The sequence below is a fragment of the uncultured Desulfovibrio sp. genome, assembly GCF_944327235.1.
GTDB lineage: Bacteria > Desulfobacterota > Desulfovibrionia > Desulfovibrionales > Desulfovibrionaceae > Desulfovibrio.
The window spans coordinates 1-15,687 of sequence record NZ_CALVHE010000058.1; the positions used below are offsets into that span (position 1 = coordinate 1).

The 15,687-nt window shown below is 61.9% G+C and carries 15 protein-coding genes; 7 read left to right on the forward strand and 8 right to left on the reverse strand.

Annotated elements, in window-relative coordinates; translation table 11 throughout:
• Nucleotides 1-428: 428 nt before the first annotated feature.
• From Q0K00_RS08575 to Q0K00_RS08600, 6 genes are all read left to right on the forward strand, one after another.
• A complete protein-coding gene (locus Q0K00_RS08575) occupies nt 429-767 on the forward strand; it encodes an Hpt domain-containing protein (RefSeq protein WP_297228576.1) in 339 nt (112 codons plus the stop codon).
• Nucleotides 768-845: 78 nt separating this feature from the next.
• Nucleotides 846-1,979: a branched-chain amino acid ABC transporter substrate-binding protein gene (locus Q0K00_RS08580; RefSeq protein ID WP_297228578.1), complete on the forward strand. Its 1,134-nt coding sequence runs from the start codon at nt 846-848 to the stop codon at nt 1,977-1,979.
• A gap of 99 nt (nt 1,980-2,078) precedes the next feature.
• Nucleotides 2,079-2,984 (forward strand): branched-chain amino acid ABC transporter permease, encoded by a 906-nt coding sequence (locus tag Q0K00_RS08585; RefSeq protein WP_297228580.1) that lies wholly within the window; start codon nt 2,079-2,081, stop codon nt 2,982-2,984.
• Complete coding sequence (locus Q0K00_RS08590; RefSeq protein WP_297228582.1) at nt 2,981-3,952, forward strand: branched-chain amino acid ABC transporter permease; 972 nt, start codon at nt 2,981-2,983, stop codon at nt 3,950-3,952. Before Q0K00_RS08585 ends, Q0K00_RS08590 begins: the two co-directional genes overlap by 4 nt.
• The gene (locus Q0K00_RS08595) at nt 3,949-4,719 is read left to right on the forward strand and encodes an ABC transporter ATP-binding protein (RefSeq protein ID WP_297228584.1); all 771 of its coding nucleotides are present in this window, start codon (nt 3,949-3,951) and stop codon (nt 4,717-4,719) included. The genes Q0K00_RS08590 and Q0K00_RS08595 overlap by 4 nt, the downstream gene beginning before the upstream one ends.
• Nucleotides 4,719-5,429 carry an ABC transporter ATP-binding protein gene (locus Q0K00_RS08600; protein WP_297228585.1) on the forward strand — a complete coding sequence of 237 codons (711 nt, stop codon included), beginning with the start codon at nt 4,719-4,721 and terminating at the stop codon, nt 5,427-5,429. The genes Q0K00_RS08595 and Q0K00_RS08600 overlap by 1 nt, the downstream gene beginning before the upstream one ends.
• A gap of 427 nt (nt 5,430-5,856) precedes the next feature.
• On the opposite strand, the gene Q0K00_RS08605 is transcribed toward Q0K00_RS08600, so the two are convergent.
• The 4 genes from Q0K00_RS08605 to Q0K00_RS08620 all read right to left on the reverse strand — a co-directional run bounded on the left by Q0K00_RS08605 (nt 5,857) and on the right by Q0K00_RS08620 (nt 8,813).
• Complete coding sequence (locus tag Q0K00_RS08605; protein ID WP_297228587.1) at nt 5,857-6,525, reverse strand: amino acid ABC transporter permease; 669 nt, start codon at nt 6,523-6,525, stop codon at nt 5,857-5,859.
• Nucleotides 6,526-6,527: 2 nt separating this feature from the next.
• Nucleotides 6,528-7,277: an amino acid ABC transporter ATP-binding protein gene (locus Q0K00_RS08610; protein WP_297228589.1), complete on the reverse strand. Its 750-nt coding sequence runs from the start codon at nt 7,275-7,277 to the stop codon at nt 6,528-6,530.
• A gap of 2 nt (nt 7,278-7,279) precedes the next feature.
• Nucleotides 7,280-7,972 (reverse strand): amino acid ABC transporter permease, encoded by a 693-nt coding sequence (locus tag Q0K00_RS08615; RefSeq protein WP_297228591.1) that lies wholly within the window; start codon nt 7,970-7,972, stop codon nt 7,280-7,282.
• 100 nt (nt 7,973-8,072) lie between these two features.
• Complete coding sequence (locus tag Q0K00_RS08620; RefSeq protein WP_297228593.1) at nt 8,073-8,813, reverse strand: ABC transporter substrate-binding protein; 741 nt, start codon at nt 8,811-8,813, stop codon at nt 8,073-8,075.
• Nucleotides 8,814-8,965: 152 nt separating this feature from the next.
• On the opposite strand from Q0K00_RS08620, the gene wbaP reads away from it, so the two are divergent.
• Nucleotides 8,966-10,369 carry an undecaprenyl-phosphate galactose phosphotransferase WbaP gene (gene wbaP / locus Q0K00_RS08625; RefSeq protein ID WP_297228596.1) on the forward strand — a complete coding sequence of 468 codons (1,404 nt, stop codon included), beginning with the start codon at nt 8,966-8,968 and terminating at the stop codon, nt 10,367-10,369.
• 287 nt (nt 10,370-10,656) lie between these two features.
• On the opposite strand, the gene Q0K00_RS08630 is transcribed toward wbaP, so the two are convergent.
• The 4 genes from Q0K00_RS08630 to Q0K00_RS08645 form a co-directional block, all read right to left on the reverse strand.
• Entirely contained in the window at nt 10,657-11,757 is a 1,101-nt protein-coding gene (locus tag Q0K00_RS08630; RefSeq protein WP_297228598.1) for a glycosyltransferase, read from the reverse strand.
• Nucleotides 11,757-12,218, reverse strand: coding sequence for a 3-hydroxyacyl-ACP dehydratase FabZ (gene fabZ, locus Q0K00_RS08635; protein WP_297228600.1), 462 nt, complete (start codon nt 12,216-12,218; stop codon nt 11,757-11,759). Before fabZ ends, Q0K00_RS08630 begins: the two co-directional genes overlap by 1 nt.
• A gap of 134 nt (nt 12,219-12,352) precedes the next feature.
• Nucleotides 12,353-12,886 (reverse strand): OmpH family outer membrane protein, encoded by a 534-nt coding sequence (locus tag Q0K00_RS08640; RefSeq protein ID WP_297228602.1) that lies wholly within the window; start codon nt 12,884-12,886, stop codon nt 12,353-12,355.
• A 118-nt stretch (nt 12,887-13,004) separates the two neighbouring features.
• Nucleotides 13,005-15,305 carry an N-acetylmuramoyl-L-alanine amidase gene (locus tag Q0K00_RS08645; protein WP_297228604.1) on the reverse strand — a complete coding sequence of 767 codons (2,301 nt, stop codon included), beginning with the start codon at nt 15,303-15,305 and terminating at the stop codon, nt 13,005-13,007.
• Between the last annotated feature and the right edge of the window lie 382 nt (nt 15,306-15,687).

Genomic DNA, 15,687 nt, shown 5'->3' on the forward strand with positions numbered 1-15,687 from the left:
ACGGCAAGCGTACTTGTTTTTCATTGTCATAACTTGCTTTTAGCCTCTTTATGGACTCTCTGCTAGTCATGACCCATAATGTAAATCAGGCATGGCCTGCATGGCTTTTGATGAACGCTCGCCGCATACCTCGTCCATCTTCTCGGAAAAAGTGCGGGGGATGGGACAGGTGGGCTTGAGGAGAAGGCTGACGGGAAGGCCTTTTCTCCCCTCGGGGGGAGCGGTCGAGCCTTGCCGCGTTCGGCGGCGACGGGAAGGCGGCCGCGGGCCGTGCCTGTCTGCCGGGGATCCGTAAGGCATCGGCAGCGGAGCGGGGGCTTTGCCCAAAATAAACCGGCATGGGGAGGATCGGGCCCTGATGCGGGCATGGTCCCGGCGAGCCGGATCGGGAAACTATAATGACGGCAAGAGCTGTTTGAGGAGGAAATATGGGAGAGCATTTTCTGGATGTGAAGGAAGCCCTGCCTCGCGTGGGCGGGAACGAGACCCTCTACCGCAAGCTGCTGGGGACCTTCATGGAGGACGAGCGGGAGACCGCCGTCCAGGTGGAGGGGGCCCTGCGCAATGACGACCGCGATACCGCCTGGAAACTGGTGCACAACCTCAAGGGGGCGGCGGCCAATCTGGGGGCGAAGCCGCTGGCGTCGGCGGCCTTTGAGCTGGAAATGGCCATCCGCGCCGGAGCCGATACGGCGGCGCTGCTGGGGCGGTTCAGCCGGACCCTGACCGATACGCTGGTGGCCATGGCGACCTACCGCTCGGCCTGAGAAAGCGGGGCTTTTCCTTTGCGGCGTTTTGGGGTAGACTGCCCCTCTGCCAATTTTTTATCCTGCATCGGGGGATCTATGAACATCTGGAAACGCATTCTGGCCGGCGGGGCATTGTGCGCCGTGGCCCTGGGTCTTGCCTCCCCGGCTCTTGCCGAGACCATCAGGCTGGGCCTCATGTGTCCGCTGACGGGCAAATGGGCCTCCGAAGGGCAGGACATGAAAAATATCGTCAGCCTGCTGGTGGATGAGACCAATGCCGCCGGAGGCATCAACGGCAAGAAGGTCGAGCTCGTGGTGGAGGACGACGCCGGTGATCCCCGCACGGCGGCGCTGGCGGCCCAGAAGCTCGCCGGCGCCGGTGTCGTTGCCGTCATCGGCACCTACGGCTCCGCCGTGACGGAAGCCAGTCAGAACATCATCGCTGAGGCCGGGCTCGTGCATGTGGGGACGGGCTCCACCAGCATCCGGCTCACCGAAAAGGGCCTGCCGCTCTTTTTCCGTACCTGCCCGCGTGACGACGCGCAGGGGGCCGCTGCCGCCGCCGCCATCGTCAAGGGCGGCTTCAAGAAGGTCGCCCTGCTGCACGACAAGTCCTCCTATGCCAAGGGCCTTGCCGACGAGAGCCGAAAGGCGCTGGAGAAGGCCGGGGTGGAGATCGTGTTTTATGACGCCCTGACGCCCGGCGAGCGCGACTATACCGCCATCCTCACCAAGCTCAAGGCCGCCGCGCCTGACGTGGTGTTCTTCACCGGGTATTATCCCGAGACCGGCATGTTGCTGCGCCAGAAGAAGGAAATGGGCTGGGACGTGCCCATGATGGGCGGCGATGCCGCCAATCATCAGGATCTCGTGAAGATCGCCGGCGCGGATGCCGCCAAGGGCTATTTCTTCATCAGCCCGCCCCTGCCGCAGGATATGGACACGCAGGAAGCCCGGCATTTCCTGGAAGCCTACAAGGCGCGTTACCAGAGCGTCCCGGTCTCCGTCTGGGCCGTGGTGGCCGGCGACGCTTACAAGGTCGTCGAGGCCGCCCTTGCCGCCGGCAAGACCGACCCCGAAGAAATGGCCGAGTGGCTCAAGCAGCTCAAGGACATGCCCGGCCTCACCGGCAAGCTCGGCTTTGACGAGAAGGGGGATCGCGTGGGCGAATTCTACCGCTCCTACATGGTTGACGAGCAGGGGAAGTTCATCCTTCTGCCGCAGAAGTAGCAGGGCAGCGCCGCTGCCTGTAATCGACATCATATCTGCCAAAAGCGCCGCGCGCCCGGAACCGCCTTGCGGTGACGGGCCGCGGCGCGCAAGTGCCCTATGGAACAATTTTTTCAGCAACTGCTCAACGGACTTGCCGTCGGCGGCATCTATGCTCTGGTCGCGCTCGGCTATACCATGGTCTACGGCGTGCTCAAGCTCATCAACTTCGCGCACGGGGACCTGTTCACCATCGGCGCGTATCTGGGGCTGACCCTGCTGGTGAGCTGCAATCTGTCCGGCCTTCTGGGGCCTGCGGCCGCCGTGCTGGCCGTGTTCGTCATGGTGGGACTGCTGGTGGCCATCCTCGGCTGTCTGCTCGAACGCACGGCCTACCGGCCCCTGCGCAAGGCCAACCGGCTTTCCGCCGTCGTCTCCGCTCTGGGAGCTTCCATCTTTTTCCAGAATGCGGTCATGCTCATCTATGGAGCGCGTTTTTACGTCTATCCCGACTATCTGCGCCCTGATTTCACGGTGAGTCTGTTCGGCATGGCCGTGCCCGGGGTGCGTCTGATGGTCATCGCCGCCAGCGTCCTGCTCATGCTGGCGCTCTGGGCCTTCATCCAGCGGACCCGCACCGGAGCCGCCATCCGCGCCGTGGCCATCGATCAGGGGGCGGCCCGGCTCATGGGCATCAACGTCAACCGCGTCATCTCGCTGGTATTCTTCATCGGCCCCGGTCTGGGGGGCGCGGCCGGGCTCATGGTCGGCATCTACTACGGCCAGATCGACTTCACCATGGGCTGGAGCTATGGCCTCAAGGCTTTCACCGCCGCCATCCTGGGCGGCATAGGCAATATCCCCGGGGCCATGCTCGGCGGTCTGCTGCTCGGCGTCATCGAAGCCCTTGCCGCAGGCTATATCGCCATCGCCTGGAAGGACGCCATCGCTTTCCTGGTGCTCATCCTCATCCTCATCATCCGGCCCACAGGGATCCTGGGCGAACGCACGGCGGACAAACTATGAACCTGCGAACCCTTGCCGGCATACTGCTGACCTTGTGTCTGGCCCTGCTGCCGCTGGTGGCGGGACCCTACTGGATCTCGGTCTGCGTGAACGTCGGGCTTTACGCGCTGCTGGGCCTGTCGCTCAATGTCATCCTTGGTCAGGCGGGCATCTTCCACATGGGGCACGCGGCCTTTTACGCCGTAGGGGCCTATACCACGGCCATTCTGAACACGCTGTATCAGTGGCCCATCTTTGCCGCCATGCCGGTGGCCGGGGCAGTGGCGGCGTTGGTGGCCGTGGCGGTGGCGCGTCCCATCATCCATCTGCGCGGTGACTATCTGCTCATCGTGACCATCGGTATCGTGGAGATCGTCCGCATCGCCCTGCTCAACGACGTGGGCGGCTATACCGGCGGCTCCAACGGCATCTTCGGCATTGCCCGCCCCAATTTCTTCGGCTTCAAGATCGTCAAGACCGTGCATTTTTACTACCTCGTCTGGGGCATGGTGGCGGTGAGCATCCTCCTGTTCTACGGTTTGTGGCGCTCCCGCTACGGCCGCGCCCTCAACTACATCAAGGAAGATGACGTGGCCGCCGAAGGCTGCGGCGTGCATGTGACCAGCTACAAGCTGTCCGCCTTCGTGCTCGGGGCCTTCTGGGCCGGCATGGCCGGTACGCTCTACGCGGCGCAGATGACGACCATCACGCCGGAATCCTTCAACTTCATGGAATCCGTCATCATCTTCGCCGTGGTCATCCTTTCCGGCGGCAGCATACTGGGCGTCCTCGTCAGTGCCTTTCTCTTCATCGGTCTGCCGGAGCTGCTGCGGGAATTCTCCAATGCCCGAATGCTCATCTTCGGTCTGGCCATGATGCTGATGATGATCTGGCGGCCGCAGGGCCTGCTGCCGCCGCGCCCCCGGCGTTACCATGTGGCGGATAGCGGCAGCGGCGCGGGCGGCGCCTCCGCGGGAGGTGCGGCATGAGCCTGCTCGAACTGCACGAAGTCAGCAAATTGTTCGGCGGTCTGGTGGCGTTGAACGAGCTGTCCTTCTCGGTGGAAGAAGGCAGCGTCGTCGGGCTCATCGGCCCCAACGGCGCGGGCAAGACCACGGTATTCAACTGCATCACCGGGAATTATCGACCGGAGCATGGACGGATCTCCTTCGCCGGTCGCAACGTCACCGGATTGAGGCCGCACGCGCTGGTGAAACTGGGCATAGCGCGCACCTTCCAGAGCATCCGCCTGTTCGGGCGCCTGCCGGTGCTGGAAAACGTCCTTGCCGGACGGCATTGCCGTCTCAAGTCCGGGCTTTTGGCCTCCATGCTGCATACTCCGGCCCAGCGCCGGGAAGAGCGCGAGGCCGTGCGTCGTTGCATGGAGGAATTGGAGTTCGTGGGCCTTGCCGGGCATCACGCCGAGGAGGCGGGCAGCCTTTCCTACGGCAACCAGCGACTGCTGGAGATCGCCCGCGCGCTGGCTTCCGACCCGCATCTGCTCATCCTGGATGAGCCCGCCGGCGGCATGAACGATCAGGAGACCGTAGCGCTCATCGACCTTATCAGCGCCATTCGAGACCGGGGCATCACCGTCCTGCTCATCGAACACGACATGCGGCTCGTCATGCGGATATGCGAGAAATTGGTGGTGCTGGAAAACGGCTGTCTGATCGCGCAGGGAGAGCCTGCTGTCGTCCGGGCTAATCCCGCCGTCATCGAAGCCTATCTGGGCGCGGAATCGGAGGTCTGGTAATGGCGCTGCTGGAACTGAAAGGGGTCCGTGTCCGCTACGGCAACGTGGAAGCTCTGCACGGCATTGATCTGCATGTGGAAGAAGGCGAGATCGTCACGCTGCTCGGTGCCAACGGCGCGGGCAAGAGTACGACGTTGCTGAGCATCAGCGGTCTGGTGCGTCCCTGCGATGGGGACATCCTTTTTGACGGCAGATCCCTGCTGCGTATCCCCGCGCACGATGTGGTGCGGCAGGGGATCGCCCAGTCTCCCGAAGGCCGCCGGGTCTTCGGGACCATGAGCGTGCTGGAAAACCTGCGCCTCGGCGCGTTTTCCGTTCGCGACAAGGAAAAGTGCGAAAAGACGCTGGAGTGGATATTCGACCTTTTCCCCCGCCTCTTCGAGCGCCGGGATCAGCTGGCCGGGACGCTCTCCGGCGGTGAACAGCAGATGCTCGCCATCGGGCGCGCCCTCATGGCCCAGCCCCGTCTGCTCCTGCTTGATGAGCCCTCCCTCGGTCTCGCGCCGCTCTTCGTTCGCTCCATCTTCGAGACCGTACGCAATATCAGCGCCAGCGGAGTGACCGTCCTCCTCGTGGAGCAGAATGCCCGCGCCGCCCTCAAACTGGCTTCGCGTGGCTATGTGCTCGAAGTGGGCAACGTGGTCATGCACGACACCGCGCAAAACCTGCTGGCCGACCCCAGCGTCCGCGAAGCCTACCTCGGCGGTTAGCGGCGTATTTTTGCCCGGGGAAGGGGAACCTCCCTGCGTTGCAGAAATGATGTGCCACTGGCCGCAGCAGTACCGCACGACCGTTTTGCCTTGGCAAGAGCTGAAACACAAGGCGTCGGCGCTGTCCGCTTGGTCAAAAACAAGCGTAAAAAACCGTGCTTTTGCCGCGAAACGACAGGCCGCATGGTTTGGAACCACAAAGTGTTTCAAACTGAAAATGTTTTAAAAAGAGCGTTTCCCCTTACGGGGGAAACGCTCTTTTTTCATGCTGCCGGGAGACCATCGACCGAAGACAGGCCGGAGAGGGCGCGTCAACGTGTCATCTTCCACGGTAAGAGTTTTTGCGGGAGGAAAGGGGGGCGGGGGAAAGGAGGGGGCTTTTTGCAAAAAGCTCCCTCCTTTCCCCCGCAAATAGCAAATTGGAAAATCAGCGTGCGCCGAAGCCCGGCACATGGAAGCGGCGTTCCAGCCAGTGCAGGAGCCAGGTGGCCAGGGTCACCATGACGAGATAGTAGGCGCCGACGACGAGAAAGACTTCGGTAAAGCGGAAGGTATCCGAGGCGACCACTTTGCCTTCTCCCATGAGCTCCATGCACGTGGCAAGGTGGGCCAGCGAGCTGTACTTGATGAGATAGATGATCTCGTTGCCGCAGCCTGGAAGAGCGCGACGGGCCGCCTGGGGGATGACGATCCAGACGATGGTCTGCAACGTGTCCATGCCCAGGGCCTGAGCGGCCTTGATTTGCCCCTGACGGATGGAAAGCAGCGCCCCGCGGATGTATTCCGATTGATAAGCGGAATTGCAGAGGATGAAGCTGACGAGGGAGGCTCCGTAGGGGTCGAAGTAGATGCCGATCTTGGGCAGGGCAAAATAGATCATCATCAGTTGCACGGCCAGCGGCACACCGCGGATGATGGCCGTGTAAGCATCGCCGAGGCGGCGCGCCCAGGGGCTGCCGAAAGCGCGGACGCAGCCCAGCAGGACGCCGCCGACGAAGCCGAACAGACCGGACGGGATGATGAGAGCTATGCTGACCAGCAGGCCACGATTGAGCGCGGGCAGAAGGTCCTGAGACACAAAGGCTGCATCGAACACGCCTAGGCTCCCATCTCCAGAAGATGCTTGCAAAAGTCCCGTGTACGGGTGCCGCTGCCCTCGGCCAGCAGTACGTCGGGGGAGCCTTGCTCGATGATGATGCCCTGTTCCATGAAGAGGATCTCGTGCGCGAGAGCGCGGGCGAAGTCCATCTGATGGGTGGCCATGAGCATGGTCATGCCGCCACGGGCGAGATCCTTGATGACGGCCAGCACTTCGCCGACGAGTTCGGGGTCAAGGGCGGAGGTGGGCTCATCCAGCAGAATGACCTTGGGATCCATGGCCAGCGCCCGCGCGATGGCCACGCGCTGTTTCTGGCCGCCGGAGAGCTGCGCCGGGTAGAGACCGGCCCGACGGGACATGCCGACACGTCCCAGTTCCTCTTGGGCGCGGCGCTGGGCGTCCTGCCGGTTCATGCCGCGCACCTTGCGCAGGGCGATGGCCACGTTCTCCTCAGCAGTGAGATGATCGAACAGGTTGAAATCCTGGAAGATCATCCCCACCTGCGCCCTGAAGGCGCAGAGAGCGCGCTTGTCGTTGAAGTTGAGCGCGCGGCCTTCGAGCAGGATCTTGCCCTCGTCAGGCGGGATGAGGCAGTTGATGCACTGGAGCAGGGTGCTTTTGCCGGCCCCGGAAGGGCCGATGAGCACCTTGAGCTCCCCCCGATCCAGAGTGAGGGAGCAGTCCTGCAAGATGGGTTTCCCGCCGAGTTTCTTGGACAGGTGGGCGACCTGCAATACGGTTTGGCTCATGGTTACCCCGCCGCCCCCATGCCGATCGTGCCGCCGGTGGAGTAGCCGGGGATGTGGACCCGGTTTTCCAGGGCGCGCAGGAGTTTCAGCACCACGAGCGTGAGAATGAAGTAGATGAGGCCCGCAAGGGCGAAAAGGGCAAGATGTTCATGGGTGCGCTGGGCCGCTGCCGTGGCGCGGGACATGATCTCCTGCGTACCAAGCACATAGCAGACGGCGGAATCCTTGAGAAGGATGGAAAATTCATTGGCCCAGCCGGGGAGCGAAAGCCGCAGCGCCTGCGGGAGGATGATGCAGGCGATACCGCAGCCATCGGTCATGCCGAGGGCGCGGGCGGCCTTGAGCTGCCCCTGCGGCAGGCTCTCGATGGCGCCGCGGAATATCTGCGACTGATAGGCCGTGCTGATGCAGCCCATGACCAGACAGGAGGCCAGGAAGGGCGGCAGGGGGAAATCCAGGCTTAAGCACAGGCCATAGCTGAGGAAGAGGAGCACGAGGATGGGCACGCCGCGGAAAAACCAGACGTACAGCCCGACGGCGGCGCGCACCGCCCTACCGCCATAGGCCTGCCCCACGGCCAGAGGGATGCCGAGCACAAGGCCCATGCCGAGGGCCAGCGCCACAGCGCTGACGGTGGTCAGCGTTCCGCCGAGGATGTTGGGCAGGACATCCCAGATGACTTGCAATGAATTCATGGCACACAGATGGTTGATGGAAGAGACAGGGGCAAGGCCGCCACGCTGGTGGCGGCCTTGCCTACGTCAGGGCAGCGAGGGCGTGGGGCCCGGGCTGTCATTACTTGCGCAGATACTTGTTCTGCAGCTCCTGCCAATACGGGTCGGCCTGGAGCTTGCGGAAGCCTTCGTCGATGAGGGCGCGGAGCTCGGCGTCACCCTTGCGGATGGCCACGCCGAACTGGTCGGGCTCGCCGTGGGTGCCGACCTTCTTCACGGCCTTGCCCTTGGCGATGGAATCCTCGGCCGGGAGCTGGTCCATGAGGGCGGCGTCGATACGGCCGTTGAGCAGGTCTTCCACGGCCAGGGGGCAGGATTCATAGAAGCGCAGTTCAAAGGGGTAGCCCTTTTCCTTCTGCTCCTGCTTGATGGCGTCGGCTTCGGAGGTGCCGCGCTGCACGCCCAGCTTGATGGGCTTGGAAAGGATGTCCTTGGGCGTCAGGGCGGAGTCCTTCTTCACCAGGAAGACGCGGGAGACCGTCCAATACGGATCAGAGAAGTCCACCATCTTGCGGCGTTTTTCCGTGATGCTCATGCCGGAGCAGATCATGTCGATCTGCTTGTTGGCAAGAGCGGGGACGATGCCGTCCCAAGCCATGGCCTGGTGGGTGATGGTGACGCCCATAGCCTTGGCGATCCAGTTCATGGCGTCGACGTCAAAACCGGCGGGCTGTCCGGTTTTTTCGTCGATGTAGGCAAAGGGCGGGTAGTTGGCGTCGATGCCGTTGACGTAAGTTTTGGCAAAGGCCGGCACAGCGGCCAGCAGGCCCAGCAGCAAGGTGCAGACAAAAAATTTTTTCATGGCGAACCCCGATTTCTGAAGAACAGCCGCAGGCACGGCAGAACGGGGTTTTTCTAGCAGATGGCGCTCCGAGGCGCAAGCCCTCCAGCCTTTCCCTTGAGTTGTGACAAGAATGGGTGTATGTAACGCGGATTCCATATGACGGACACACCATGCTGCTGAATGTATCTCCCGCCGATATCCTGCGCCGGGCAGGACTGCCTCCACAACAGTTCGTTTTCTGTCTTGGCGACATGTTCACCTTGCTTCTGGTCTCCGCGCTGGCGCTGCTCCTGCGCGCACTTTTTGGCGGTGTCGAGCTGGAGCAGTACAGCTGGATGGTGCTGTTCATCTGCGTGCTCATGCCGATCATCGGATTCCTCTTCGGCCTGTATCAGACGCTTCCGCTGCCGCCGCACCGTGAACTGCGTTCCCTGGTGTTGTCGGCCAGCATGGTCTTTGCCATGCTCCTGCTGTTCCTGTTCGCGGGAAAAAGCAGCATAAGCTATTCGCGGATCGCCCTGATGGGGGCCTGGATCGGGAGTTGTCTCGCTCTGCCGGGATGGCGTTTCCTTGCGCGTCGGCTGTGGGTCCGGCGTCGCTGGTGGGGGGCGCCGCTCGTCATCCTTGATCGCAGCCGTCGGGGCAGGGCATTTTGGCATTACCTCAAGAGGAACCCGCAATATGGCCTCCTGCCCTGCGACATCATGGACCTTCCCGATGACAGGGAACGGCTTATCGCCAGCCTGCGTAAGTGCGCCCGACGATATCCGGAGGCCATCGCGCTGGTGCTGTATGACGGCGCTCAGGAGGCCGAGGGCGGTTATCTGGCCATGATCAGCCGCTATTTCAGCAAGACGCTGGTGGTCCCGCGCTTCGACGCCGGGATGCAGCATTTTTGGCTGACCCCCTGTGACCTCGGCCTGCATACGGGCCTGTTGGTCAAGCAGAATCTGCGCAGTCGCTGGCGTCGTCGTCTGAAACGCCTGCTGGATCTGGGGATATGCCTGCCGCTGGCGGTGCTGCTCCTCCTCCCTTGTTTGCTCATTGTCCTGGCCATCAGGCTGGACAGTCCGGGAGCGGCCATCTATCGTCAACGCCGCATAGGGCAGGGGGGGCGGGAGATTCGTATTTGCAAGTTCAGGACCATGATCGTCAACGCGGATGCGGCGCTTGTCCGTTATCTGGAAGAGCGGCCCGAATTGCGTGCCGAATGGGAGCGGGACCACAAGCTCAAGCATGATCCGCGCGTGACGCGCGTGGGCGCGTTCCTCCGTAAGACCAGTCTTGACGAACTGCCCCAGCTCATCAACGTGCTGCTGGGCGACATGAGTCTGGTTGGCCCTCGCCCCATCGTGGAGAGCGAGAAGAGCAAGTACGGCCCCGTGTATGAGAACTATTGCCGGGTCCGTCCCGGCGTCACCGGACTTTGGCAGGTCTCTGGACGCAACAATACCACCTATGAGGAGCGCGTTGCGCTGGATAACTACTATGTGACCAACTGGTCGGTCTGGATGGATCTCTGGATCCTCGGCAAGACCCCCTTCGTCGTACTGACCGGCTATGGGGCGTATTGAGTCCGGGGGCGCCAGCCGGGGAAGTTCGCATAAGCCTGAACGCTTCTTTCCGTGGCGTTTGGGAGTTCCATGCCATGATCGTTCAGAGCGTTTTCGACTGATCCGAAAGCCGTCAGCCTGGTAAGCGCGGGGAAGCACTTCATCAGACTGACGGCGTCCTATGAGAGTTTTTGTCAGAGGAAGAGGCAAAACGAGAGGCCCCACACAGCGCCGTCCGCTCAAAGTGTGCGGTAACAATGCGTTTTTGCTGCGAAAGGACAGGCCGTATGGTTTGAAGGCTCCACGCCCTAGCCGTTCAGCTCAACGAAACCCTGTTCGACTTCGGCCTTGAAGGCTTGCGCAAAGTGTTCTTCCGAGAAGTTTTCGGCGTGCGCGTGCAGTATTGCGGGGGAGAAGGTCTTTTCCTGCGCCTCAAAGCGTAGGATGGCCGCTTGCAGGCTCTCAGTGGTTTGCTCATCGAACAGCAGGCCGGTCAGGCCGTCCCGCACGGTCTCCCGAGCGCCGCCGCGCCCATAAGCGATAACGGGCACTCCGGCGGACATGGCCTCCACGGGGATGATGCCGAAGTCTTCCTCGCCGGGAAAGAGCAGCGCCCGGCTGCGACGCAGCAGCTCACGCACGGCATCATCTTCCAGTCGTCCCAGAAAGCGTACAGTAGGCCCGGCTTGGGCTTCCAGGCGCTGGCGTTCTTCCCCGTCCCCGATGATCAGCAGTGGCCGCTCCAGACGGTTACAGGCCTGTATGGCCAGATCCACCCGTTTATAGTGCGTAAGGCGGCCAAAGCAGAGGTAATGCTCGCCACCAGCCTCTTCTCGCGGGACATAGGCCCGAGTATCCACCGGAGGATGGACGACATGGGCGTCACGCCGCCAGTATTTGCGGACGCGGCGCGCTACATGATGGGAGTTGGCTACGATGCGATCCACGCACATGGCGCTGAGCACGTCCCATTGCCGCAGGCGAGGCAGCAGGACACGCGAACAGAGCCGGGTGATGCGCCCCGCGTTTTCCTGATAAACCGGCCAGTTGTCCCAGAGGTAGCGCATGGGCGAGTGGCAGTAACAGAGGTGCAGGGCGTCAGGTCGGGTAATGACGCCCTTGGCCGGGCCGGACTCACTGGAGATGACGAGGTCGTAGCCCGTCAGGTCCAGCTGTTCGAGGGCCAGCGGCATGAGCGGCAGATACTTCTGGTAATGCCGCCCACTGCCGGGCAGGGCATTGATGAAGGTCGTGCGGATACGATGCCGCCGCAGCTCCGGCAGCAGATTTTCCTCACGCAGCACATGCGTGTAGATGTCGGCCTCGGGATACAGGCGGCAGATGGCTTCAAGCACCTTCTCTCCGCCGCCCATGACCGAGAGCCAGTAGTGGACGAGAGCAACGCGCATCAGGCAGCGGGGCGGTCGCCGATGGCGGCGGTGATCTGCGCTTCGGCGGCCAGCTTGCCGTCCACGAAGGCTTTGGCGTCCATCTTGCACATGCGCAGTTTCATGCGCAGATTGCTGCATTCAAGATCGAGGCGGTCACCGGGAACCACCTGCCGACGGAATTTCACACCGTCCAGACCGGTGAAGAGGAAAAGCTTGTCCGAGAGATCGCCCATGCCCGCCGCAGCCAGCAGTCCGCCTGTCTGCGCAAGGGCTTCGAGGATGAGCACGCCGGGCATGATGGGCACGCCGGGGAAATGGCCCTGAAAGAAGGGCTCGTTCATGGTAACGTTCTTGTAGGCGCGGATGTGCGAACCGGGAACGCATTCCACAACTCGATCCACCAGCAGGAAGGGGTAGCGGTGGGGAAGGATCGCCTGGATGCGCTGGATGTCCATCGTGATGGGCGTTTCCTGACTCATGAGAACTCCTTTTTCCTGTGCGTCTGTCCATATAGCTTAGCCCGTGACGTGTCGGTGCACAAGGGCTGCGGGTGGCAAACACAAAAAAACCCGGCGCAAGGCCGGGTCTTGGTAGGCTCGGTGAGAAGGACGGACTACTTCTTGTCGCCCTTTTCCTTGAAGATCTTGTTGACTTCCGCCAGCACGTCGGGGGTCAGATCCATGCTCTGGTCAGCATAGAGGACGCCGCCGGCGGTGATATCCACCACAAAGGTGAAGCCCTTGCGCTTGGCCACTTCATAGGTGGCATTGAAGACCATGGTCACCATGTCCTGACGCAGCTTGACTTCTTCCTGCTCGACCTTGCGCATGAAGTTGCGGGTCTTCTGGTCAAGCTCCTGCTTGGACTTGATGAAGGCCAGCTTCTTTTCTTCGCTCGCCTTGGGGCCCTTGAGGTCTTCGGCCTTCTTCTTGAGGGCCTCGCCCTGCTTTTCCAGAGACTCGCGTTCCTTGCCGAACTGCTTTTCCATCTTTTCCTTGGCGGCCTTGGCGGGTTCGCTCTGAGTGGCGACGGCCTGCATGTCCACCACGCCGATCTTGGGCGTCAGCGGAGCGGCGGCGTCGGCGGCAAAGGCGGAACCAACCAGCATCAGGCTCAGGGCAAGGGTCAGGAACAGGACTTTACGCATGGGAAACACTCCATTTCGGTAATCGATCGTGTGTTAATGTGGCAAAGCGTACAGCAACGCTTTCAGGCTTTGTCAGCGGAACGGAAAGAGCTGGCTGGCTGCTTCGTTCAACGGCCTATCACATAGCACCAGACGTATCGTCCGTCAATGAGTTCTGTGCGGTACGGCGCTTGGCCAGACGGTCGCGATAGGCAAGGATGCCTTCCGCCAGACCTTCGGCGAGGGCGTGTCTGTACTTGGCGTCCAGCAGGCGCTTGGCCTCCTGACCATGCGTGCAGTACCCCACTTCCACGAGCACGGCGGGCATGTTGGCGCCCAGCAGCACATGGAAGGGAGCGGACTTGGTGCCGTTGTTCCGCACGTCATAGCCCCGTCGCTTGAGGCGGAAAAGCGAGAGCCGCTGGATGTCCGATGCCAGACGGCGCGACTCGTCCACGCGGGCCGACAGCATCAGTTCCGCCAGCATACTCTGCATGTTGCCGAGTCGTCGTTCGCTGCGGGCGTTTTCCAGCGCAGCCACTCGTGCGGCGTGCTGGTTGCTGGCAAAGTCGAGATAGTAGGTCTCGAAGCCCTGTACGGAGCGGTCCTCGTTGGCATTGACATGGATGGAGACGAAGAGGTCGCACTCCTTGCGATTGGCCGACACGGTCCGCTGGCTGAGACCAACGGCGCGATCATCCTTGCGGCTGTAGACCACGTCCAGTCCGTTGGCTTCCAGCAGGCGTCCGAGACGCAGGGCGATGTCCAGCGTGATGATGCGTTCCACCACCTTGTTGTGGCTCGTACCGGGATCGCGGCCGCCGTGCCCGGCGTCGATGAACACGCGCTGGACGCTCAGGCCGAGCTGACTTGCCATGTCGGCTACCTGTCGCGCGCTGACGCGGCGGTCCCGGCGTGGAGCCTCGGCAATGTCGGTATCGCCCTTTTCGGCGCGAGGCAGGCGGTTCTTCCCGGCCGTGACGCGCACGATGATGCGGCTGGGGTTCTCTTCCGAGTCCGTATCGAAGCGGGCGACCTCCCGGAAAGAAAGCTCCACCTGCGCGTCCTTCTTGAGCTTCTTCACCGCGATGTTCTGGAGCAGGCTGCCATTGACCTTGACGCCCTTGTGCACTTCATCGGCGACCGCCGTATTCTTGAGGCGCAGCACCAGCTTGTCCGGGTGCGATTTGCTGCCGCGTACCAGGCGCGTGTCATAATTCGTGATGGTGTTGAGCTCAAGGACGACCTCAACGCTGTTCTTGCCGGGAGAATCCCAGGAAAGCATCTGCAGTTCAGGTGACGCGGGGCGACTGGCCACCTTTGCGGCAGTTTCCTTTGGACCTGGTCCATCCAGTTCGGCCAGGAGCTGGCGTCCCTTGGGAGCCATATCCCCTCTGGAGTAGTTCTCCAACTGTTCGCTGAGGTAGCGGCGCGCTTCTCCGGCATCCTTGAGCTCTTGTGCCGAAAGGAGGGCTGCCTGATAGAGCGCGTCGTCAGCAAGCGCACTGGCGGGGAACTGCTCCCGCACCGCGACATAGAGCGAGATGGCCGCCTGAAACTCCCGGTCCAGATGGGAGCAGCGGGCCAGAGCTTCGCGGCAGACTGCCGCGCGGTAAAGCGCCCCCGCAGCGAAGGCCGGAGAGGGCTTGGCGGCATGGACGGAAAGGAAGCGTTGTTCGAGCTTTTCCCACGGCTCACGCCAGCAGGCGCGTTTCTTGTCCTTGCACAGCGCGTCCATGTCGGCCTTGGCCTGCTGATAGACTGCCTGCGGGCGCTGTGCCGGTCGTACTTCAGGAAGCGTGGTTTCCGGTGCGCGCGATGTTACTGCCGGAGTGGCGGTCAGGGGCGAAGTTCCCGCGGAGGCCACACTGGCGGTCAGGTCGCGGCGCAGTTCGCGTGCCTGCTCCCGCATGTCGCCGCGCGGGTACTGCCGTTCCAGGCGGTCCAGCAGCGCCAGTGCCGCCTTGTCGTCCTTGAGATAGGAGGCTGTCAGCAGGGCGGCCCGGAACAGGGCGTCATCGGCAAGGCGGCTGTCGGCGTGCTTGAGGGCCACTTCCTCGTAACAGTCGATGGCCCGTTGCGCGTCCTTGCGTGTAAAGGAACGCCGCGCCAGTTGCTCGAGACTTTCTCCGGACTTGAAGAGGGCAGCGGCACGGTTGGGCCAGTCCGTGTCACTGCGGTAGATGTCGCTGAACTCCTGCGCCAGATTTTCCCAGGGTTCCCGTTGCATGGAACGCTTCTCATCCAGCTTGAGCCGCTCGACGCCTGCCTTGGCGTCCGCGTACCGCTTTTCCGTGGGGGGGAGTGCCGAATAGCCGGCATCGTAGCAGAGCACGACCAGCGCGAAAAGAGCTAGCATGAAGGCCAGCGGCGGAGCGAGACGCCGCAGGACGCCATTGCCGGCGTTCATCTTTTCGGGAGATGTAGTTCGCTTTGCCATAGTGTTTTCCCGCCTGGCCCGCGCGGAGGGCGGACCGCCTTCTCTCCCCGGAGGCCTTGCGCTGCTGTGGCAGAGGGGGAAGACAAGGCTCACGAGTACTCTATGATTTCTTTCTTAGTTTACACGTAGTCTGTGGCGCTTTATTTGGCAAGGGATTTTTTTTTAGAGATGCTCTAAAAAAAATTTACATGAAATCATGTAGTCAGCAAAAAGTCATATAAACACAATAACAGCTGTTGTTTTTCTCTTTTTTATACATCAATTGCAGTTGTATATGTTGCTCGAAGTGTAGTGAAGAAAATAAATAAAGGGTCATGACTAGCAGAGAGTCCATAAAGAGGCTAAAAGCAAGTTATGACAATGAAAAACAAGTACGCTTGCC